Source organism: Streptantibioticus rubrisoli (assembly GCF_024436055.1).
Taxonomy (GTDB): Bacteria; Actinomycetota; Actinomycetes; order Streptomycetales; family Streptomycetaceae; genus Streptantibioticus_A; species Streptantibioticus_A rubrisoli.
Genome location: NZ_JANFNH010000002.1, coordinates 57,039 through 77,086 on the forward strand (window position 1 = coordinate 57,039; position 20,048 = coordinate 77,086).

The window sequence follows — 20,048 nt, forward strand, 5'->3', positions numbered from 1 at the left end:
AACCTCCTGGTGGTGGTTTCCATCCTGCCCGGGGCGGCTGGTGGTCATCCGTTAGCAATGCCGACAAGCTCAGATCTTCCTCAAGGAATCATGAACCGCATTTGCCGCGGAAGACCGGCGGGTACCGTCACTGGAGTTGTTGTCTTACCCATGGACCCCGCTCAATTAGCCCCGGTTAAGGAGACCTTGACGGCATGCGTGACGTTCTCCGGGAAGCGGTCCGCGTCACCGATGCCGTAAAGGCGTCGATTTCCGCGGACCTGCGTGCGCACCCTGGGCTCGGAGACGTCACTCCCGATTCTGACCTGCGCTTCTACACCCAGACCGGCGCCAAGCACCTGCGCAATCATCTGCCCGCCGCGGTGCTGGAACGGTTGACGGCATGGCGCCGGGAACCGGATCCCTGGTTGACGGTGTCGAACCTGCCAGAAACGGAGGAATGGATTCCGACGCCGGACAACGGATTCTGCGATGAATCCGCCCTCACCGTTCCCAATCTGGTCCACTTCGGCATGCTGCAACTGCTCGGTCTGACGCCGATGGCCTACCGCTGGGAGAACGAGGGACGGCTCATCCGCAACGTCGCGCCACGGCCCGGATCCGGGCGGGCGCTCACCTCCTGGGGCTACTCTGCACCGCTCGACTGGCACACCGACGACTCGATCCTCGACCACACCGACGGAGCCGAGGCGTCGATAGCGATACCGCACTTCCTGTCCTTCTACGGGATGCGCAACGTGGAGCAGGTCCCCACCGACCTGCTGCCGCTCACCGAGGTGCTCGCCGCCCTGCCCCAGTGGGTCATCGACGACCTGCGGCTGCCGGAGTTCCTGGTGACCGCCCCGGAGTCCTACGCGGCCAGCGCCGACGGCGGCCCGATGACCCGCGAGGGCGTGCCACTGCTGTGGACGCTGCCCGACGGCCAGGACGCCGTACGGTACGGGCCGGGCCGGATCACCGGACTGACGCTGCGCGCCACCCGGGCGCTGAGCCAGTTCGAGCGGCGGCTGGGCGAGTTGGACGGCACCGCGGTACTGGTCGGTGCCGGTGACTTCCATGTCTTCGACAACCGCCGGGTGCTGCACCGCCGAGTCCCGTTCCAGCCTGCCGCACAGGGGACGGCACGCTGGCTGCGGCGCTGCTACGCGCAAAGCCGCGGGGGGCAGTAGCGCGGTGTGTTGCCGGGCGGCCGTCGGCGCGGATGCCGGCGGCCGCCTTCCGGCTTCCGCCGGGCCGCGATCCGCCAGACAGGTCCCTTCCGCGGGACCGCGCGGAACGCCATGCCGGGGTGTGCTGTGCGAAGCGGCCTCCACGTCGCTACCGTGCTGGTGGTGACCTGTGTCCGGGCCGACAGCACTGGGCCCGGCCGGATACCGCGCCCTCCGGGGAACGCCCCCCGGACCGCCACCGCCAGGAGGGCCATGAGCGACGCCGAGAGCAAGACCCGGTCCGGCCCGCTGCGGCGCGCGGCCATGCGCGTGCCCGCCTGGTCCGGCGGGTTCTTCGGCCTGCTCGGCACCGCCTGCGCGCTGTCCGCGCTGGTCAGCCCGGTGCGCTGGCTGCTCTCGCCGGTGCTGGACGTGATCGACGACTGGATCGTCCCGGCCTCGCCCAACCTCGCCTACGCCGTCTTCCTGCTGCTGCTCGCCGGGGCACTGCTCGCCCGCAAGCGGGTCGCATGGTGGGTGGTCACCTTCTACACCGGCCTGGTGCTGCTCGCCGAGGTCCTCACCATCGACCTGGTCGGCCCGGTGGAGGCCGGCGTCTCGCTGCTGATCACCGGCTCGATCATGACCGCGCTGCTGCTGTCCCGCTCGGCGTTCGCGGCCCGGGTACGGCGCGGCGCCTTCTGGCGGGCGCTGGGCGTACTGGCCCTGGGACTGGCCGTCGCGGTGCTGCTCGGCTGGGGCCTGGTGGAACTCTTCCACGGCGGACTGCCCGCCTCCGAACGGCTGCCGTGGGCCGCCAACCGGGTGTTCGGCGGACTGATCAGCGGGCACCGCTTCCCCCAGCACCCCCCGATGGCGGTGAGCTTCCTGCTCGGGCTGTTCGGCGCCCTGGCGCTGCTCAACGCGGCAGCGGTGCTGTTCCGTTCACAACGCGCGCAGGCCTCGCTGCACGGCGACGAGGAGGCCCGGATCCGCGCGCTGCTGGCCCGCTACGGCGCCCACGACTCGCTCGGCTACTTCGCCACCCGCCGCGACAAGGCGGTGGTCTTCGCGCCCAGCGGTGGCGCCGCGGTCACCTACCGGGTCGAGGCGGGCGTCTGCCTGGCCAGCTCCGACCCGGTCGGCGACCGCGGCGGCTGGGACGCGGCCATCGAGGCATGGCTGGCCCTGGCCCGCAAGTACGCCTGGGTCCCGGCCGTCATGGGGGCCAGCGAGGAGGGCGCCAAGGCCTACGCGCGCGCCGGTCTGAACGCGCTGCAACTCGGCGACGAGGCGGTGCTGGAGACCGCCCGCTTTGACCTGGCCGGACGCGACATGCGGGTCACCCGGCAGGCCGTCGGCCGGGTCCGCCGCGCCGGCATGTCCTGCCGGATCCGCCGTCACGGCGCGTTGGCACCGGAGGAGATGGCGCGGGTCATCGCGCTGGCCGACGCCTGGCGGGACACCGAGGTGGAACGCGGCTTCTCGATGGCCCTCGGCCGTCTCGGCGACCCGGCGGACGCCGACTGCCTGCTCGCCGAGGCGGTCAACACCGAGGGGCGGACCGTGGCCCTGCTGTCCTTCGTGCCCTGGGGATCGGACGGCATCTCGCTGGACGTGATGCGCCGGGACCGCTCCGCACCCAACGGGGTGATGGAGTTCCTGGTCGCCGAGATCGCCGAACGGGCGCCACGGCTGGGCATCAAACGCGTCTCGCTCAACTTCGCGGTGTTCCGCGCCGTCTTCGAACAGGGCGCGCGGATCGGCGCGGGACCCGTGCTGCGGCTGTGGCGCCGGATGCTGCTGTTCTTCTCCAAGTGGTGGCAGCTGGAGGCGCTGTACCGGTCGAACGTGAAGTACAAGCCGGACTGGTACCCGCGGTTCCTGTGCTTCGCCGAAGGCCGCCAGGTGGCCAGGATCGGTCTGGCCGCCGGGATCGCCGAAGGTTTCGTGGACTTCCCGCGCTTCGGCCGCCGCTGGCACCAGGGAGTGCGCCCGCCGGTCAGCGCCGAGCCGCTGCCACCGCTCACCGAGGTGCCCGGCGGCGCGCCCGACGAGACCGCCGCCCGCGCCGCAGACGAACTCGCGGCGCTGCCGGAACAGGTCCGGGTGCGCCGCCACAAGCTGGACCGGCTCATCGCGGGAGGCGTCGAGCCGTACCCGGTGGACGCCGCCAGGACCCACACCCTCGCCGAGGTCCGGGCCGCCCACCGCGACCTGCTGCCCGGCACCCGCACCGGTGAGCGGGTCGCCGTCACCGGTCGGCTGATGATGCGCCGAGACTTCGGCGGAGTGGTGTTCGCGGTGCTGCGTGACTGGTCAGCCGACCTGCAAGTAGCCCTCACCAGGGCGGACTTGGGCGCCGCGGAACTGGCCAGGTTCACCGCCGACACCGACCTCGGCGACCACATCGAGGTACGCGGTGAGGTCGGCACCAGCGAGAAGGGCGAACTGTCGGTCTTCGCCACCTCCTGGCGGCTGACCGCCAAGTGCCTGCGCCCGCTGCCGGACAAGCGCCGGGGTCTGACCGACCCCGAGGCCCGGGTGCGCCAGCGCTACGTGGACCTGGTCATCCGCCCCGAGGCCCGCGAGGTGGTACGGGCCCGCAGCGCGGCCGTCCAGGCGCTGCGCCAGGGCCTGCTGGACCGGGGCTTCCTGGAGGTGGAGACCCCGATGCTGCAGCAGATCCACGGCGGCGCCAACGCCCGGCCGTTCACCACCCACATCAACGCCTACGGCCTCGACCTCTATCTGCGGATCGCGCCCGAGCTGTACCTCAAGCGGCTGTGCGTGGGCGGCGTGGAGAAGGTCTTCGAGATGGGCCGCACCTTCCGCAACGAGGGCACCTCCTACAAGCACAACCCCGAGTTCACCATGCTGGAGGCGTACCAGGCGTTCGCCGACTACCGCGTGATGCTGGACCTGACCCGCGAGTTGGTGCAGTCCGCCGCCATCGCGGCCAACGGCGCGCAGATCGCCCGTAGAACCGCGGCCGACGGCACCGTGACCGAGCACGACATCTCCGGCGACTGGCCGGTCAAACCGGTCTACACGGCGATCTCCGAGGCGCTCGGCGAACAGGTCGGCCCGGACGCCGACACCCTCGCGCTGATGCGGCTGTGCGACCGGGCCGAGGTGCCGTACGCACCGGGCACCAGCCACGGCGAACTGGTGCTTGAGATGTACGAGCGGCTGGTCGAGGAGCGCACCACACTGCCCACCTTCTACACCGACTTCCCCACCGAGGTCTCCCCCCTCACCCGCCAGCACCGCACCGATCCACGGCTGGCCGAGCGCTGGGACCTGGTCGCCTTCGGTACCGAACTGGGCACCGCCTACTCGGAGTTGATCAACCCGGTGGAGCAGCGCAGACGGCTCACCGAGCAGTCACTGAAGGCGGCCGGTGGCGACCTTGAGGCGATGGAGGTGGACGACGACTTCCTGACCGCGCTGGAGTACGCCATGCCGCCGACCGGCGGCCTGGGCATCGGAGTCGACCGGCTGGTGATGTTCCTGACCGGCCTGACGATCCGTGAGACACTGCCCTTCCCGCTGGTACGGCGCCGCTGAGCGCTTCCGCTGGGGGTGCGGTGATGTGCGGTTTGGGATCGTCCGCGGCACCGTTGTGGCTGCTCGCGCAGTTCCCCGCGCCCCTTCGGGGCGCTACCGGGCTAACCCAGCGCCGCGGCCTGCTCGTACAGGTCGCGCACCCGCTCGCCGAACACGCTGCTGTACGACACGTCCGGCGTCGAACCGCCGTTGCGGTAGCCGCCGATGACCCCCACCACCGAACCGCCGCCCGACGGACCGGCGTTGGCCAGCCAGGGGCTGCCGCTGGTGCCCGAGGTGAAGCCGGGGCACTCGACGCGCAGTTGGTCCACCCCGCGGCGGGTCGCGGGGCGCGCCGTGCCGTCGCAAGAGATCGCGTCGTCGGCGTTGCGCGGATAGCCGACCAGGCGGATCGGGCCGCTGTCCCGGCCGGTGGACAGCGGGTTGCCGCCCACCACGTCCTGGATGTTCCGCCCGTCCAGCGGATCGACCACCAGGAACGCCACATCGGCCGAGGTGTCGGTGGCGTTGGCCCACTCCGGCGCCACCAGGGCGCTGCGCACCCGCCACAGCCCCGCCGGACTGCGCCCGTTGCGGTAGCCCGGTGCGAAACCGAGCCCGGTGCGGTAGCCGCCGCCCGCGCCGCCGTGCACACAGTGCGCCGCGGTGATCACCAGATCGCGGTGCGGGCTGTCCACCACGCTGCCGGTGCAGTAGTGGTGCGGCTGGCCGTTGAGCGAGAAGACCGCGCCCACCCGGTAGTCGGGCGGAAAGGTGCTGGTCGGCACCGGACTTGCCGCGCGCAGCACCGCCACCCTGTTCCGCGGTGCGGGGGTGCGCCGGGGGCGGTGCGGCGCGTGCGAGGGGGAGCGGTGGGGCCTGGCCGGGGGGCGGGCGGCGGGGCCGCTGATGGCGGCCGACGAGAACAGGGCCGTGGCCAGACAGGCGAGTACGACGCCACCCGCGCGCGCTGCCGCAGCCGTGCCGATCCGCTCCACCGCTGGCCCTCCCATGACCTCTGGTTAAGGCAGATGATCCGACGGTGTACGCCGCGGTCAGCGCTGGACACTCCAGAAGTCACCCGCACGGTGGAGATCGAAATCTCGTCCAGGTCACCCGAAGGCGGGCCGGGACGGGTAGGGGATGGCACCGGCCGGGCTGGGTGGGAAAGGCGCTGCGCTGGGTGGGTGGGAAAGACGCTGCGCTGGGTGGGTGGGAAAGACGCTGCGCTGGGCGGGTGGGAAAAGAATCAGTACCGCAGGCTGAGGGCAAGCCCCGTGCCGTCCACGGCCCCCGACGGCACGAACGTGACCTCCCCGCCGTGCTCCAACTGCCGCTCGACCAGCTCGTCCACCGCGTCCTGGACGACCGTCCCCCGCGCGTCCGGCCGGATCTCGCCCTCGTCCCCGGTGACGACGTTCACCCGCTCCCCGTCGACCCGTGCGGCCACGTGGTACGACTCGTCGACCACGAGGTGCCGGCCCCGGCCCTGGTTCACCAGGCTCCACGCCTCCTCCAGGCTGCCCGCGTACCGCTTCTCGCTGCGGGCGGCGTCCAGCGCGTCCAGCGCGGTACGGACCCGCTTGGCGTGCGCGCGCTCCCACGCCGTCCGCAGCGCCTCGGACAGCGCCGCGGCGGACGCCTTCTCGTACCCGGCCGCCTCGGTGTCCGTCTCGGGATCGGCCAGGGCGTCGCGGTGCCGGGTCAGCTCGCGCATCCGGCGCAGGTGCGCCTGCATGCCGACCAGGAACACCGGCCTGCGCCGACGCTCCAGCGCCTGCCCCAGCGCGTCGTCCACCGCCCGGATGAACCGCTGCACCCGCTCCGTGCGGTAGGCCGCCCGCGGTTCGCTCGGGCGCACCGCGACACCGCCCTTGAGCGGCGCCTCGCCCTCCGGTCCCTGCGCGCTGAGCGGGAAGCCGTACTCGGTCACCTCGTGCAGCCACAGCGGCGAGCCGTCCCACAGCCGGGTGGGCTTCTCGGCCAGCACCAGCGCCCAGTACGGCTCCAGCATGTTGGCGGCCGCCACCAGGTTGCGGGTGAGGAAGGTGGTGCCGAACACCACCTGCTCGGTCACCGGCTGCGGCAGCACCCAGGTGTGGTGCTCGCCCGGCGCCACATGCAGCACCAGCCCCTCACCGGAGGTCTGCTCACGCTCCCACTCCAACTCCTCGACCGCGGAGTCCAACTGCTTTTGCAGGTCCGCGCGGCGGGAGTGGGTGATCTCCGGATCGTCATCGGCTTGTTTCCGGGCCTGTGCCACCAGGTTCCGCAGCCGGATCGGATCCTGTGCCTTCTCCGGCAGCGCCCGGTGGACGGGCAACACAAGGGAGACGGCGGGGTACTCACGTGGACGGCGCAGTTCCGCGAGGATCGAGGGGGTGACCCAGGAGACGTCCATCGGATTCTCCCTAACTCGTCGATCTGAGGCTCGTCGCGCTCAGCCCGTCGATGGCCTGGCGGCGCACGGGCGGCGTGCGCCCGCTGGCGGCGTTCTTCCATCCTCCGCGCAATGGCCGCCGATTGCGACTCGGCGGCGGGCCGTCGCCGTACCACCGACGGGCTACGCCTCCGCGCGCGCCGCCTGGGGCTGTGGCCAGGGTGGGGAGGGGTACCCGGACGCATCCCGGGCAGAAGCGGGGCGAGTAGCACTCGCAAGGCGCTGGAGGACGTCATGAAGCAGCACACCGCACGGCACCCCCTGCTCGCGCCCGACCCGACCGTGCGGCCCCTGACCCCACCGCGGACCCGGCAGCCCGCGGGGCCCGTGCCCGCCCCGCAGGCCCAGAAGGACCCCACCCCCCATCCCGATCCGGAACCCCCCTCGCCGACCCCGCCGCCGGGCCCCGGCCCCGTGCCCGGCCCGGTCCCGCCGGGCCCCACGCCGAACCCCATCCCCACCCCACCGCCCGAGCCCGCACCGGGCCCGGAACCGGAACCGGTGCCCTCGCCTCCGCCGCCTGGCCCCACACCCGGCCCGACACCCAGTCCGATACCGGACCCTGGGCCGCTGCGGTAGCGGCCGCCGTTGCCCGGTCGGCGCGGTCCCCGGACCGCCGAGTACATCGCCCTGGTGCTGCTGGCGGCGGCCTCCGGGGCGGTGGACGCGTTGGCGTTCACCGTGCTCGGCCATGTCTTCGCCGGGGTCATGACCGGCAACCTGGCGCTGCTCGGCATCGCCCTCGCCTCCGGCCGCCCGGCCGATCTCACGGCGCCGCTGGTGGCCCTGGCCGGGTTCGTCGCGGGAACCTGGCTCAGCGCCCTGATCTGCCGTGGCGTCGCCTCCGACGCGCGGCCGGGGTGGCCGACCCGGGTGCTGTTCTGCCTGGCGGGGGAGACCGGGCTGCTCGCCGCGCACGCCTCGCTGTGGGCGGGCAGCGGCGGGGTGCCGGGCGGCGGGCTGCGCGTGGTGCTGTTGTGCGTGGCGGCGGTGGCGATGGGCGGTCAGTCCGTGGCGATGCTCGCGGCGGGCGCTGGCGGCCGGCCCTCCACGTACTTCACCGGCACACTGGCCACGTACGTCGCCCGCAACGCCGGTGCCGCGGTCGGCGCCGAGGACCGGTGGGTGCCGGTACGGCTGGCGGCGCTGGTGGCGGGTGCCGCCGCGGCGGCGGTGCTGCACCACTGGGCCCCGGCCTGGGCGGCGTTGCCCGCCCCGGTGCTGGTCCTGGCGGCGGTGCTCGGGGCTACGTACCGGCCGCCGGAAGCACCGGAACGTAACGGGTAAATGCCAGCGCAGCGGGCACGCGACCCAGTGGCACCGTCCGAGGAGGAAGCCATGGCCATCGCAACCGTGAATCCGGCGACGGGGGAGACCCTGAAGACCTTCGAGGCCCACGGCCCGGACGAGATCGAGGAGCGGCTGGCCCGCGCCGCCGCGGCCTTCCAGGAGTACCGCACCACCGACCTGGTCACCCGGGCCGAACTGCTGCGCGCCGCCGCCGACTTGCTGGAGCAGGAGCAGGACGAGATCGCCCACACCATGACCACCGAGATGGGCAAGACCCTGGTCGCGGCCCGCGCCGAGGCGGCCAAGTGCGTCAAGGCGCTGCGCTGGTACGCGGAGAACGGCGAACGGCTGCTCGCCGACGAACACCCCTCAGCCGCCGACATCGAGGACTCCGGCGCGCGCACCGCTTACATCCGCTACCGGCCGCTGGGCCCGGTGCTCGCCGTGATGCCGTGGAACTTCCCGCTGTGGCAGGTGATCCGGTTCGCGGCGCCCGCGCTGATGGCGGGCAACGTCGGGCTGCTCAAACACGCGTCGAACGTCCCGCAGACCGCCTTGTACATCGGCGACCTCTTCCACCGCGCGGGTTTTCCCGAGGGATGCTTCCAGACGCTGCTGGTCGGCACGGACGCCGTGGAGAAGATCCTGCGCGACCCCCGGATCGCCGCCGCCACGCTCACCGGAAGCGAGCTCGCCGGGCGGTCGGTGGCCGCGATCGCCGGTGACGAGGTCAAAAAGACGGTGCTGGAACTCGGCGGCAGCGACCCGTACATCGTGATGCCGTCCGCCGACCTGGACCGCGCGGTCGGCACCGCCGTCACCGCCCGGGTGCAGAACAACGGCCAGTCCTGCATCGCCGCCAAGCGCTTCATCGCGCACACCGACATCCACGACGCGTTCGCCGAACGGTTCACCGCGGCCATGGCGGCGCTGACCGTCGGCGACCCGATGCTGGAGAGCACCGACGTGGGCCCGCTGTCCAGCGAGCGGGGCCGCGCCGACCTGGAGGAACTCGTGGGCGACGCCGTCGCGCAGGGCGCCACCGCACTGTGCGGTGGCCGACGCCCGCCGCACCACCGGGTGGGCTGGTTCTACGAGCCGACGGTGCTCACCGGCATCACCCCGACCATGCGCATCCACCGTGAGGAGGCCTTCGGCCCGGTGGCCACGCTCTACCGGGCGGCGGACCTGGACGCGGCCGTGGAGCTCGCCAACGACGTTCCGTTCGGCCTCAGTTCCAATGTTTGGACCGGCGACGAAGCAGAACAGCGGCGTTTCGAGCGGGACTTGGCGGCGGGCGGTGTCTACTTCAACGGCATGACCGCCTCGCACCCCGCGATGCCGTTCGGCGGAGTGAAGCGCTCCGGGTACGGCCGCGAACTGTCCGGCCACGGAATGCGCGAGTTCTGCAACGTCACCACCATCTGGTACGGCGCCTGAACATGGCCGCCAAGACCGAGACCCGTACCGTGCGCGCCGGGCGGCACACCATCGAGCTGAGCCGCCCGGACAAGGTGCTGTTCCCCGACGACGGCCTCACCAAGGCCGATCTCGTGGACCACTACCGCACCGTCGCCCCGCGGATGCTGCCGCAACTGCGCGGCCGCCCACTGATGTTGGAGCGGCACCCGGACGGAATCGACGACGGCCGGTTCATGCAGAAGGACATACCCGACTACTACCCCGACTGGATCCGGCGCGCCGAACTGCCCAAGGAGGGCGGCACCGTCACCCACGTGCTGTGCGAGGACACCGCCACCCTGGTCTACCTGGCCGACCAGGCGTGCCTCACCCTGCACCGCTTCCTGGCCAAGGCGGACCGGCCGCGCTGCCCGGACCGCATGGTCTTCGACCTCGATCCACCGGGCGAGGACTTCGCCCCGGTGCGCGAGGCGGCCCGGCGGCTGTGCGCCCTGCTGGACGAACTACGGCTGCCCGCCGCCCTGATGACCACCGGTTCGCGGGGGCTGCACGTGATCGTGCCACTGGACCGCAGGACGGACATCGACGAGGTACGGGACTTCGCCCGGCGCGTCGCGGACACCCTCGCCGACCGCCATCCCGGCCAACTCACCACCGCGCCACGCAAACAGGACCGCGGCGACCGGCTCTACCTGGACGTGCAGCGCAACGCCTACGCGCAGACCGCGGTCGCCCCGTACACCGTCCGCGCGCGGCCCGGCGCACCGGTCGCCACCCCCATCGACGGCTCCGAGCTGGACGATCCGCAACTGCACGCCCAGCGCTGGACGTTGACCAACATCGCCGACCGCCTCACCGACGACCCCTGGCAGGACATCCTGCGCCGAGGGCGCTCGCTGCGCGCCGCGTGGCGGCGGATGTGAGAAGCCGCAGCGCCCCGCGGAACCCATCACCAGCCGGTGCGGTGCTATGGCAGCACGTTCCACGCCGTGATCACCGGACGGCCGTGTTCCGTCCCGATCCGGCTCACGGTGGCGGTGTCCAGCCGGAACAGCGCCCCACCGGAGCCAGGCAGCCCGAGCCGCCGGGCGGTCAGTACCCGCAGGAAGTGCGCGTGCGCCACCAGCGCCACGTCCTCGCCGTCCGCCGCCTCCGCCAGCGCCGCGTCCACCGCCTTGAGCACCCGGTCGGCGCGCTCGGCCACCTGCGCCGCGGACTCACCGGGATGCTCCGCCGGACCGGGCGCCACCCCATCGGTCCACAGGTCCCAGCCGGGGCGGGTGCGGTGGATCTCCTCGGTGGTGACGCCCTCGTAGCCGCCGTAGTCCCACTCCCGCATGTCGGGCTCGACGACCGGATCGCTCAGCCCGGCGAGCTGCGCGGTGCGCAGCGCACGCGCCATCGGGCTGCAGAACGTGGCGGCGATCCGGCGGCCGCGCAGCAGCGGTGCGAGCGAGCGGGCCTGCTCCTCGCCACGGGCGGTGAGCGGCAGATCGGTCCAACTGGTGTGCTGCAACGCCCGGCTCCACTCGGTCTCGCCGTGCCGGATCAGGATCAGCTCGCCCATGTGCGTCCTTATGTTGCGGCCTGCGTGCGTCGTCGGCCTTGGTCTTCCCGTACCGGCCATCCTCGCCGATCATCGAAGGCGGCCGGTCACCCGGGTGGACGGGGACACGGGCGGGCCGCCGCCGACCGCCCCAGGATGGGGCGAGGGCACCGTACGAGCCATACGCAGCGGGAGGCCGGATCGTGACCACCGAGACCCAGGAGTACGACGTCGTCGTGCTCGGCGCGGGACCCACCGGGGAGAACCTCGCCGACTACGCCCACTCCACCGGGCTGACGGTGGCGCTGGTGGAGAGCGAACTGGTCGGCGGCGAGTGCTCGTACTGGGCGTGCATGCCCAGCAAGGCCCTGCTGCGGCCGCCGACCGCGCTCGCCGACGCGCGCAGGTCACCGGGCGCCCGGCAGGCCGCGGGCGGCGCGCTGGACGCGGCGGCGGTGCTCGCCCACCGCGACGAGTACGCCTCGTACTGGAAGGACGACGGGCAGGCCGCCTGGGTGGCGGACGCGGGCATCGACCTGGTGCGCGGCCATGGTCGGCTGGCCGGGGAGCGCCGGGTGGCGGTCGACGTGCCCGGGGGCGGGCGGCGCACGCTGACCGCCCGGCGCGCGGTCGCGGTGTGCACCGGCAGCCGGGCGGCGGTGCCCGACCTTCCGGGGCTGGCCGAGGCCCGGCCGTGGACGAGCCGGGAGGCGACCAGCGCGCAGCGGGTGCCGGGGAGCCTGGCGGTGGTCGGTGGCGGGGTGGTCGCCGCGGAGATGGCCGCGGCGTGGCGGGCGCTCGGTGCCCGGGTGACCATGCTGGTGCGCGGTACGGGACTGCTGCCACGGATGGAGCCGTTCGCCGGTGAACTGGTGGCGGAGGGTCTCACGGCCGCCGGAGTGGAGATCCGTACCGGAGCCAACGTGTCCGCGGTGCGGCGACCGGAACCGTCGGGACCGGTGACGATCACGCTGGCGGACGGCGGTGAACTCGTCGCCGACGAGGTGCTGTTCGCCACCGGACGGGCGCCGCGCACCGACGATCTCGGCCTGGAGACGGTGGGTTTGACTCCGGGGCAGTGGCTGAGCGTTGACGACACCTGCCGGGTCACCGATGTGCCGGGCGGCTGGCTGTACGCGGCGGGCGACGTCAACCGGCGTGCGCTGCTTACCCATCAGGGCAAGTACCAGGCGCGGATCGCGGGCGCCGCGATCGGCGCACGGGCCAACGGCCAGCCGTTGGACACCGTCCGCTGGGGCAGCCACGCGGCTACCGCCGACATCGACGCGGTGCCGCAGGTGGTCTTCACCGACCCGGAGGCGGCCGCCGTCGGATGGACCGCGGAACAGGCGGAACGCGCGGGCCGCCGGATCCGCACCGTGGACCACGACATCAGCCAGGTCGCGGGCGCGGGCCTGTACGCGGACGGCTACCGGGGCCGGGCGCGCATGGTCGTGGACCTGGACCGGGGCCATCTGCTCGGCGCCACGTTCGTCGGCTACGGCGTCGCTGAACTCCTGCACTCGGCCACGGTGGCGGTGGTGGGCGAGGTCCCGCTCGACCGCCTCTGGCACGCGGTCCCCTCGTACCCGACCATCAGCGAGGTATGGCTGCGGCTGCTGGAGACGTACCGCTCGACGGCGTGACCGCCAGCGGGGTGGTCCAACGGCCGGACGCGGGCGGCACGTTGGGTCCGTGCCGCCCGGGTCTGTGAATGAGGTTCCTGAGGACTTCGAAGCGTTGGGCGGTCAGCTGGGATCAGCTGGACTGACAGGTGTTGCCCGCCGCCGGGTTGAGGATTCCGATGATGTCGATGGAGTTCCCACAGACCTGGATGGGCAGGTTGACGGGGACCTGGATCACGTCGCCGGAGATGACTCCGGGCGACCCGACGGCAGACCCGTTGGCGCCCGACTGCGCGACAGCGGTGGTGGCGGTGGCCAGGGCGCCGGTCAGGGCCAGGGTGGCGGCGAGGGCAACACTTCGAACACGCATGGTCTCTCTCCCGAGGCGATCGACAAAAAACGGTGAGACGATCACACCGGTTGAGGTGTCCCATTCCTCCGCATTCACCGGAGTGGCGGCGTGTCGGCCCGGCTGTTCTCCGGCACCGCGAAGCCCGCCGAGTCGCGCCTCCGCGAAGCCTCCAGCGCCGGGACGCCGCCCTTGGCGAAGCCGCACCCCTGAAGCCGCACCGCCGTTAGGCCGCACCCTGGTGAGGCCGCGTCCGCGTGAAGCCGCACCGGCGTTCGCCCAACAACCGCGTGCCGAACGCTCGTTGCGGGTAGTCTTGAGCCGGGGGAGCCCAACCCGGCGCATTAAGTACCCACCTGCGAACGAAACCCGCGGGACCCATGACACCAACCGGCCGGGCTCGGGTCGGATGGGGGGAAGAAGGGTGCGTGCCCGATGAACCCCGGGCTCCTGTCCGCGGCGGCCGCGATCGTCTACGCCGCGACGGTCTCGTTGCTCGCCCTGACCGCCACCTTCGCCCGACGCGCGGTACGTCGGCGTGCGGCGCGGGACACCTTGCTGCTGCTCGTCCCACGACGGCACTTCGGCTGCCCGGCTGGCGGTGAGGAGACCAGCCGGGCAGCGGGGGTTGGCGCCGTCGGGCTCAGGCCCGCGGCCAGGTCGGAAGCGCCGAACGCCGCCAGGTCGCGTTGGTGACCGCCGCGAACGACGCGTACCAGGCGACCACCGCGGTGACCAGGCCGGACCAACCACCCACCTTGGTGGTCACGGTGGACTGCGCGAACTCACCGGCCGACAGCAGGACGAACGTCAGTGACAGGAAGGCGAAGACGCCCAGCACCGCGCCGTTCGTCTTCAGTGCCGCCACCGTCATGTACACCGTGAACACCGCCCACACCAGCAGGTACAGGCCGGTCGCCTGGTGCGCGCTGGCCGCCGGAAGGTGCGGCGCCACAAACCTGACGTATCCCGCGAAGGACAGCCAGAAGGCGCCGAACGAGCCGAACGCCGTCGCGCCGAAGGTGTTGCCCCTGCGGAATTCCCACATCCCCGCGAGGAGTTGGACCAGCCCGCCGTAGAACAGCGCCAGTGGGAGCACGACGGCGGACAGGCTCGCGTCGAGCAGGTTGGCGTTGAAGCAGCTGAGGACGAAGGTGGTGCTGGCGAATCCGGCCAGGCCGAGCGGGCCGGGGTCGGCGGTCGAGTCGGGCGCGAGCTGCCGGGGTTGATCGAGCTGGGCGGTGGAGTCGGGGTTGGCTTCGGCCATGGTCGTACTCCTTGCTCTCGACGAGGCGGCCGGACAGGCCGGGATGCCGCGGATGCGAGGGTTTCGTCCTGCGTGGACCAGGTGTGTGCGCCGACGACCGGAGGACGCGCCTCCAGGATTCCCGTGCCCTGCCCACTTCACCCCTCCCACCGGCCGGGTTGACCACATTCGCCAGCCATTGGCGCGTACAACCGGCGCGCGACCTCCGTAAAGCGCTCCCCAGGTTGGGGTTTCACAGCGCAACGACCGCTCAGCGACGTGCCGTTGGCCTTCCCGGTCGGCAGCGGTGGGCGCCGCGTTACCATCCAGTGCCCGCAGCAACCGCACGAAACGGACCGGAACGTGACGCCCACGCCCGACGACGACCTGCGCCAAGTCGCCGCCGTCGGCCCGTTCTTCGGCCTACGGACCGAGGCGGCCCCGGCCGGGCCGGGCGGCGAGGGGTACCGGCCGCTCGCCGACTTCTATGCCGGGCGCGGCCCGGATCCGCCGCTGGGGGAGCGGTTGGCCGTGGTGGCCGAGCGGTTGGCGACCGGAGAGCCGAGGGTCGCCGCGTCGCTGGTCTTCCAGGGGATCGCCGCCCGGCTGTGGTCGATCGCTTTCGGCTCGGCGGTGCTGTGCGGCCGTACTCCGTCGATGTCCCCGGATCGGCTGTGGTGGCACCCGGACCGGATGGCGCCGGAGGACCTCTGGCTCCCCGCGCCGGAGCCGCTCCCGGTCGCGGCGTCCGATGCGGCGCGGCGGCTGGCGGTGAGCGTGGTCGAGGACCACCTGGTGCCGCTGCACACCGCGGTCCGCGCGCTGTGCCCGGTCTCGCCGCGGCTGCTGTGGGGGAACGCGGGCTCGGCGCTGGCCGGTTCGCTGCGCGTACTGCACGGCTGGTGCCGCACCCAGGGCCGCCCCGACCAGGCACGGCACGCCCTGGACCTGGCGGGGCGGATGCTCGCCGCCCCGCCGCTGCGCGGTACGGGCAGCCTGCGCACACCGCCCGGCGATCCGGACCCCGCCTTCACCCGGCGCAGCTGCTGCCTGTACTACCGGGTGCCCGGTGGCGGCCTGTGCGGCGACTGCGTACTGCGTCGGCGCTGAGCGGCCTCGGGGACGCGCCCGACACCCCCGGGGCCGCTCAGGCCCCGCTGGTCACCGTCGGCGCGGAGAGCCCGGCCAGTAGCCGGTCGAGCACCAGGCCTGCCTCCTGGCGGGCGCGCCCATGGTCCTCCGCGCGGGCGATGTAGAGGCTGGCCTCGGAGATCAGCGCGGCCAGCATCCTGGTCAGCGGGGCGAGCGGCAGCTCCTCGATCTGGTTGTCACGGATCGCCTCGGTGAGCGCCTCGGCCAGCAGCAGATAGCCGTGCTCCTCGACCAGCGCGTCCCAGGCGCTGTGCCCCAGCACGGCGGGCCCCTCGATCAGCACGATCCGCTGGAAGTCGGGATCGGTACAGGCGTCCAGGAAGGACTGGAAGCCGGTGCGCAGCAGCTGCCAGGCGTCGCCCGGTTGCTGTTCGGCCCGGCGGGTCTCCTGCTCGACCAGCCGCTCGGCCATCTGCTGCGCGCACTCCGCCATCACCGCGCGGAACAGGTCGGACTTGTCGCGGAAGTGGTGGTAGAGCGCGCCTCGGGTGACCCGCGCCGCGCCGACGATGTCCTCTGTTCCGGTGGCGGCGTAGCCGCGCTCGGCGAACAGTTTCCTGGCCGCCTCCATCAGGGCGCGCCGGGTGTCGCTGACGTGTTCCGCACGGCGGCTGCCGCGGCCTGCGGAAAATCGGGGGCCTTTCATACGTACATCCTGTTCCATACAGACTGTATGTTGGAAGGGGGCCGGACTTCAGCACCTGGCCGTCCCGGCTCAGGGTCAGCAGTAGAGGCTCGGGAACGGAGACATGGATCATGGCACTCCCGCTCAACCTCACCGTCAAGATGGGCAGTTACCTGCTCAAGCAGAAGCTGCTGCGGCGCGAGAAGTTCCCGCTCATCGTGGAGGTGGAACCGCTTTTCGCCTGCAACCTGAAGTGCAACGGTTGCGGCAAGATCCAGCATCCGGCGGGCGTGCTCAAGCAGCGCATGCCGGTCGCCCAGGTGATAGGCGCGGTGGAGGAGTGCGGCGCGCCCATGGTGTCACTGGCGGGCGGCGAGCCGTTGATGCATCCGCACATCGACCTGATGACCCGCGAGCTGCTGGGGCGCGGCAAGTTCGTGGTGCTGTGCACCAACGCCGTGCTGCTGCCCAAGCACCTGCACAAGTTCGCCCCGCACCGCAATTTCGCGTGGATGGTGCACATCGACGGGCTGCGGGAGCGGCACGACGAGTCGGTGAGCAAGGACGGCGTGTTCGACCAGGCCGTGGAGGCGATCCGGCAGGCCAAGGCGGCCGGTTTCGCGGTCTACACCAACTCCACGTTCTTCAACAACGACAGCCCGCAGGACGTCATCGAGGTGATGGACTACCTCAACGACGAGCTGAAGGTGGACCGGATGGAGCTCTCGCCCGGTTACGCCTACGAGAAGGCGCCCGACCAGGACCGTTTCCTCGGGGTCGAGCAGACGCGGCAGCTGTTCCGCAAGGCGTTCGCCGACGGCCGTCGCCGCCGGTGGCGGTTGAACCACTCGGAGTTGTACCTGGACTTCCTTGAGGGACGCACCGACTTCGAGTGCACCCCGTGGGCGATCCCCTCGTACTCGCTGTTCGGCTGGCAGAAGCCCTGCTATCTGATGTCGGACGGCTACGCGGCGACGTACCAAGAGCTGCTGGAGACCACCGACTGGGACAAGTACGGCCGGGGCAAGGACCCGCGGTGCGACAACTGCATGGCGCACTGCGGATACGAGCCCACCGCGGTACTGGCCACCATGGGGTCGCTCAAGGAGTCACTGCGGGCGATCACGGCGGGCTGAACCGGGCTCGTCCAGAGCTTGCCGGGCGCGATCAGGGGCCGCAGGTCGCGCCCGGCGAGACAGTCTCCGGACGCGGAGGAGGGGCCCGCCCAGGCGGGCGAGCCCCTCGTTCGAACGATGCGCCGTGGGCTATTTGTCCTCCGGCTTGTCCCTGAGGTCCTGCGTCTTGTTCGGTATCTCCTCCTGGGCCTGCTCGCCGCCCTCCCTGCCCTTCTCGGCGCGCTGGGCTTCGCGCTGCGCCCTGGCCTTCTCCGCCATCTCCTTGGCCCTGCGCTTGAAGTCTTCCCTGAAATCCTTGACGCCCATGTCGCACCTCCTGTGGATCCCTGGGTGCTCCCCAGGCTGGCACGCCGAACGCCGGTCTGCATGTCGGAGACCCACGACGCCGTACCCTCTCGTCAGGCGCGTCTCGACCCTGGGGAGGAAGCCGTGAGCACCCCCGCCCTGTCCGCCGCGGACCTGTGGCTCCCGGAGCCGGAGGAGCACGACTTTCCGGCGGCGGCCGACTACCTGGACCTGATCTTCGACGCGCAGCGGGTGCGGCGGATCGTCACCGCCCTGCGCCAGGCCCAGACGCTCACCAAGAAGGCCAAGGACGTCATGCGGGCCAGCCAACTGCCGCTGCTGCCCGCGGACAACGTCCACGTCAAGCACAACATCCGCAAGGTCCACGCTGGCGGCAAGCTCAGCCCGGTCCTCCTGGTCCGCGGCCAGCCGCTGGTCATCGCCGACGGCTACCACCGGGTGTGTGCCGCCTACCACCTCACCGAAGACCTCGACATCCCCTGCCGGTTGGTCAACGGGTGAACCGACCCCTCGGCGAGTGAGGGCCGCGCCGGACGCGGCAGGGTCAGGACCTCGACGTGTCGGCGCTCTCGTCGCTGTCGGCTGTCTCGTCGAGGTGCTTGAGCGCCGCGCGGGCCGCGATCTGGTCGGCGCCGAGGGTCGACCAGAAGGGGTGAACGGTCACCGCGTGGGCCAGTTCCCGTTGCCGGGCCCACAGGGCGTCCACCGCCTGCCGCTCCTCCTCGGTCCAGGCGGGGGTCGCGGGATGTTCGACACCGTCCTCGTCCACGAACGCCTCGGTGCCCGCCGGGCGTGGCGGCAACTGGGCGTGCAGGGCGGTCAGCTCGTTTCGTACGGCGTGCAGCTCGCGCTGTAGGGAGCGGAGGTCGTCGGGGAAGGGAAAGGAAGGCACCCTCGAATAGTACCTCTGTTCGAATATGTTTCGCCGTAAAGTCATGGCATGGCTTCAGACGAGGGGACCGTACGGGTCGACAGCTGGATCTGGTCGGTACGGCTCACCAAGACGCGCTCGCTCGCCGCCTCGGCGTGTCGCGGCGGCCATGTCCGCGTGAACGGGGAGCGCGTCAAGCCCGCGCACGTGGTGCGGCCCGGGGACGAGGTGCGGCTGCACCATGCCGGGCGGGAGCGGATCGTGGTCGTCACACGTGTGGTGCGCAAGCGGGTGGGGGCGGCGGTCGCCGCGGAGTGCTTCATCGACAACAGTCCGCCGCCGCCACCGCGCGAGGAGGTCGCCGTGGTCGGGGTGCGTGACCGAGGCGCCGGCCGCCCGACCAAGCGCGAGCGCCGCGACCTGGAACGCCTGCGGGGTCACTGAGTGCGGCATGGGGGCGGCGTCAACTGGGGTGAACTCGGGCCGCGTTCAGCGCCGCTCGGTGTCTTGGGCGGGCGGCGTTCCCCGCCGCGGCGGCACCGCCTTTCGCCGCCGCGACGGTGAGGAGCCCAACGGCGTGGCCCGGCGGTGCCCCAGCGGCCGCGATCGCAGGGCCGTTGGGCATCCGCGGTCGCGGTCCTCGGACTGCCGGGCCACGCCGTCGTGGTCGCTCGCCTCGCCGCGGCGGCCTAACGGACTGTCACGTTGAAGACCTGGGAGGCCGTGCTGCCGCTGACGATGCGCAGGTCGTTCTTGCCCTTCAGGCCGAGCTTGACGCCCAGCGAGTAGGAGCCGTTGCGCGAGATGGGCGCGGAGGCGGGCAGCGTGACCCACTTGCCGTGCTGCATCTGCTGGAGCGTCACCTTGCTGCCCGCCTTCAGGCCGGTGGTCTTGCCGGTGACCCGGAACAGCTGCCAGGCGCGGACCGAGGACACCGACGGCGTGGCGGTGATGCTGGCCTTGGCGGCGACGGCCTTGTGCGCCGCGGCGACGGAGGGCGCGGTGTGCGCGGCCGGGGTGGCTGCCATCGCGGTGCCCGCCAGGGCGACGGAGGCCGCGCTGATGGCGCCGACCGCAGCGATGCGCAGGGATTGCCGCTTGGTGACGATCATAGATCTGTCCCTTTCGATGTGGAACTTAAGTCTTTGCGCCAAAGGCGATACAAGTGCGATTGGCGTGGTCTCACCAGAAAAGACGTTCCATCACACGAATGCGTTGTAGGCGCTTTGTCACTGTCTCGCAACAGCTGACTCAGAGCGGACTCAGCGCGGACTCAAGGGTTCCGCCAAGGTGGTGTCGAACTGACGTGAGAGGGCGTCCCGTCCCCGGGTGAACGCCGCTGG

The 20,048-nt window shown here is 71.9% G+C and carries 20 protein-coding genes; 11 read left to right on the plus strand and 9 right to left on the minus strand.

The window, feature by feature from the left end; translation table 11 throughout:
• Positions 1 to 194: 194 nt before the first annotated feature.
• Both NON19_RS03555 and lysX read left to right on the plus strand, forming a co-directional pair.
• Complete coding sequence (locus NON19_RS03555; RefSeq protein WP_255925082.1) at positions 195 to 1,169, plus strand: TauD/TfdA family dioxygenase; 975 nt, start codon at positions 195 to 197, stop codon at positions 1,167 to 1,169.
• 252 nt (positions 1,170 to 1,421) lie between these two features.
• Complete coding sequence (gene lysX / locus NON19_RS03560) at positions 1,422 to 4,718, plus strand: bifunctional lysylphosphatidylglycerol synthetase/lysine--tRNA ligase LysX (protein WP_372513987.1); 3,297 nt, start codon at positions 1,422 to 1,424, stop codon at positions 4,716 to 4,718.
• 101 nt (positions 4,719 to 4,819) lie between these two features.
• On the opposite strand, the gene NON19_RS03565 is transcribed toward lysX, so the two are convergent.
• Positions 4,820 to 5,710, minus strand: a complete 891-nt coding sequence (locus tag NON19_RS03565; protein WP_255925083.1) for a trypsin-like serine peptidase — start codon at positions 5,708 to 5,710, stop codon at positions 4,820 to 4,822.
• Between the two features lie 236 nt (positions 5,711 to 5,946).
• Positions 5,947 to 7,098, minus strand: a complete 1,152-nt coding sequence (locus NON19_RS03570; protein ID WP_255925084.1) for a baeRF3 domain-containing protein — start codon at positions 7,096 to 7,098, stop codon at positions 5,947 to 5,949.
• A 627-nt stretch (positions 7,099 to 7,725) separates the two neighbouring features.
• Between NON19_RS03570 and NON19_RS03575 the strand changes: the two genes are divergently transcribed.
• The 3 genes from NON19_RS03575 to ligD are packed head-to-tail and all read left to right on the plus strand — an operon-like array spanning position 7,726 to position 10,772.
• The gene (locus NON19_RS03575; RefSeq protein ID WP_255925085.1) at positions 7,726 to 8,424 is read left to right on the plus strand and encodes a YoaK family protein; all 699 of its coding nucleotides are present in this window, start codon (positions 7,726 to 7,728) and stop codon (positions 8,422 to 8,424) included.
• A 51-nt stretch (positions 8,425 to 8,475) separates the two neighbouring features.
• Positions 8,476 to 9,867 carry an NADP-dependent succinic semialdehyde dehydrogenase gene (locus tag NON19_RS03580; RefSeq protein ID WP_255925086.1) on the plus strand — a complete coding sequence of 464 codons (1,392 nt, stop codon included), beginning with the start codon at positions 8,476 to 8,478 and terminating at the stop codon, positions 9,865 to 9,867.
• A gap of 2 nt (positions 9,868 to 9,869) precedes the next feature.
• Positions 9,870 to 10,772: a non-homologous end-joining DNA ligase gene (ligD, locus tag NON19_RS03585; RefSeq protein WP_255925087.1), complete on the plus strand. Its 903-nt coding sequence runs from the start codon at positions 9,870 to 9,872 to the stop codon at positions 10,770 to 10,772.
• Positions 10,773 to 10,816: 44 nt separating this feature from the next.
• On the opposite strand, the gene NON19_RS03590 is transcribed toward ligD, so the two are convergent.
• A complete protein-coding gene (locus NON19_RS03590) occupies positions 10,817 to 11,416 on the minus strand; it encodes a histidine phosphatase family protein (protein ID WP_255925088.1) in 600 nt (199 codons plus the stop codon).
• A 182-nt stretch (positions 11,417 to 11,598) separates the two neighbouring features.
• On the opposite strand from NON19_RS03590, the gene NON19_RS03595 reads away from it, so the two are divergent.
• Positions 11,599 to 13,041, plus strand: coding sequence for a dihydrolipoyl dehydrogenase family protein (locus NON19_RS03595; protein ID WP_255925089.1), 1,443 nt, complete (start codon positions 11,599 to 11,601; stop codon positions 13,039 to 13,041).
• A 112-nt stretch (positions 13,042 to 13,153) separates the two neighbouring features.
• On the opposite strand, the gene NON19_RS03600 is transcribed toward NON19_RS03595, so the two are convergent.
• Positions 13,154 to 13,390 (minus strand): chaplin, encoded by a 237-nt coding sequence (locus NON19_RS03600; protein ID WP_255925090.1) that lies wholly within the window; start codon positions 13,388 to 13,390, stop codon positions 13,154 to 13,156.
• 414 nt (positions 13,391 to 13,804) lie between these two features.
• Here NON19_RS03600 and NON19_RS03605 point away from each other — a divergent pair, with 414 nt between their 5' ends.
• Entirely contained in the window at positions 13,805 to 14,065 is a 261-nt protein-coding gene (locus NON19_RS03605; RefSeq protein ID WP_255925091.1) for a hypothetical protein, read from the plus strand.
• On the opposite strand, the gene NON19_RS03610 is transcribed toward NON19_RS03605, so the two are convergent.
• Positions 14,013 to 14,636 carry an acetate uptake transporter gene (locus NON19_RS03610; protein WP_255925092.1) on the minus strand — a complete coding sequence of 208 codons (624 nt, stop codon included), beginning with the start codon at positions 14,634 to 14,636 and terminating at the stop codon, positions 14,013 to 14,015. The two genes, NON19_RS03605 and NON19_RS03610, sit on opposite strands and share 53 nt — an antisense overlap.
• Before the next feature lie 342 nt (positions 14,637 to 14,978).
• Here NON19_RS03610 and NON19_RS03615 point away from each other — a divergent pair, with 342 nt between their 5' ends.
• On the plus strand, positions 14,979 to 15,725 hold the full coding sequence (locus tag NON19_RS03615) for a (2Fe-2S)-binding protein (protein WP_255925093.1): 747 nt from the start codon (positions 14,979 to 14,981) through the stop codon (positions 15,723 to 15,725).
• Between the two features lie 37 nt (positions 15,726 to 15,762).
• On the opposite strand, the gene NON19_RS03620 is transcribed toward NON19_RS03615, so the two are convergent.
• A complete protein-coding gene (locus tag NON19_RS03620) occupies positions 15,763 to 16,413 on the minus strand; it encodes a TetR/AcrR family transcriptional regulator (RefSeq protein WP_255925094.1) in 651 nt (216 codons plus the stop codon).
• Between the two features lie 110 nt (positions 16,414 to 16,523).
• Between NON19_RS03620 and hpnH the strand changes: the two genes are divergently transcribed.
• Positions 16,524 to 17,528, plus strand: a complete 1,005-nt coding sequence (gene hpnH, locus NON19_RS03625; RefSeq protein ID WP_255925095.1) for an adenosyl-hopene transferase HpnH — start codon at positions 16,524 to 16,526, stop codon at positions 17,526 to 17,528.
• 129 nt (positions 17,529 to 17,657) lie between these two features.
• Here the strand turns inward: hpnH and NON19_RS03630 are convergent, their stop codons facing one another.
• A complete protein-coding gene (locus tag NON19_RS03630) occupies positions 17,658 to 17,834 on the minus strand; it encodes a hypothetical protein (RefSeq protein ID WP_255925096.1) in 177 nt (58 codons plus the stop codon).
• Between the two features lie 123 nt (positions 17,835 to 17,957).
• Here NON19_RS03630 and NON19_RS03635 point away from each other — a divergent pair, with 123 nt between their 5' ends.
• Positions 17,958 to 18,335 (plus strand): hypothetical protein, encoded by a 378-nt coding sequence (locus NON19_RS03635; protein WP_255925097.1) that lies wholly within the window; start codon positions 17,958 to 17,960, stop codon positions 18,333 to 18,335.
• Between the two features lie 43 nt (positions 18,336 to 18,378).
• Here the strand turns inward: NON19_RS03635 and NON19_RS03640 are convergent, their stop codons facing one another.
• Positions 18,379 to 18,726: a DUF8825 domain-containing protein gene (locus NON19_RS03640; protein WP_255925098.1), complete on the minus strand. Its 348-nt coding sequence runs from the start codon at positions 18,724 to 18,726 to the stop codon at positions 18,379 to 18,381.
• A gap of 48 nt (positions 18,727 to 18,774) precedes the next feature.
• Here NON19_RS03640 and NON19_RS03645 point away from each other — a divergent pair, with 48 nt between their 5' ends.
• Positions 18,775 to 19,149 (plus strand): RNA-binding S4 domain-containing protein, encoded by a 375-nt coding sequence (locus tag NON19_RS03645; RefSeq protein WP_255925099.1) that lies wholly within the window; start codon positions 18,775 to 18,777, stop codon positions 19,147 to 19,149.
• A 245-nt stretch (positions 19,150 to 19,394) separates the two neighbouring features.
• On the opposite strand, the gene NON19_RS03650 is transcribed toward NON19_RS03645, so the two are convergent.
• Entirely contained in the window at positions 19,395 to 19,817 is a 423-nt protein-coding gene (locus NON19_RS03650; protein WP_255925100.1) for a hypothetical protein, read from the minus strand.
• Between the last annotated feature and the right edge of the window lie 231 nt (positions 19,818 to 20,048).

Coding starts and splice junctions, on each gene's coding strand:
- NON19_RS03650 (WP_255925100.1), bottom strand. CDS start 19,817: ATGATCGTCACCAAGCGGCAATCCCTGCGCATCGCTGCGGTCGGCGCC.
- NON19_RS03580 (WP_255925086.1), top strand. CDS start 8,476: ATGGCCATCGCAACCGTGAATCCGGCGACGGGGGAGACCCTGAAGACC.
- NON19_RS03630 (WP_255925096.1), bottom strand. CDS start 17,834: ATGGGCGTCAAGGATTTCAGGGAAGACTTCAAGCGCAGGGCCAAGGAG.
- NON19_RS03590 (WP_255925088.1), bottom strand. CDS start 11,416: ATGGGCGAGCTGATCCTGATCCGGCACGGCGAGACCGAGTGGAGCCGG.
- NON19_RS03565 (WP_255925083.1), bottom strand. CDS start 5,710: ATGGGAGGGCCAGCGGTGGAGCGGATCGGCACGGCTGCGGCAGCGCGC.
- hpnH (WP_255925095.1), top strand. CDS start 16,524: ATGGCACTCCCGCTCAACCTCACCGTCAAGATGGGCAGTTACCTGCTC.
- NON19_RS03645 (WP_255925099.1), top strand. CDS start 18,775: ATGGCTTCAGACGAGGGGACCGTACGGGTCGACAGCTGGATCTGGTCG.
- NON19_RS03605 (WP_255925091.1), top strand. CDS start 13,805: ATGAACCCCGGGCTCCTGTCCGCGGCGGCCGCGATCGTCTACGCCGCG.
- NON19_RS03610 (WP_255925092.1), bottom strand. CDS start 14,636: ATGGCCGAAGCCAACCCCGACTCCACCGCCCAGCTCGATCAACCCCGG.
- NON19_RS03600 (WP_255925090.1), bottom strand. CDS start 13,390: ATGCGTGTTCGAAGTGTTGCCCTCGCCGCCACCCTGGCCCTGACCGGC.
- lysX (WP_372513987.1), top strand. CDS start 1,422: ATGAGCGACGCCGAGAGCAAGACCCGGTCCGGCCCGCTGCGGCGCGCG.
- ligD (WP_255925087.1), top strand. CDS start 9,870: ATGGCCGCCAAGACCGAGACCCGTACCGTGCGCGCCGGGCGGCACACC.
- NON19_RS03620 (WP_255925094.1), bottom strand. CDS start 16,413: ATGAAAGGCCCCCGATTTTCCGCAGGCCGCGGCAGCCGCCGTGCGGAA.
- NON19_RS03570 (WP_255925084.1), bottom strand. CDS start 7,098: ATGGACGTCTCCTGGGTCACCCCCTCGATCCTCGCGGAACTGCGCCGT.
- NON19_RS03555 (WP_255925082.1), top strand. CDS start 195: ATGCGTGACGTTCTCCGGGAAGCGGTCCGCGTCACCGATGCCGTAAAG.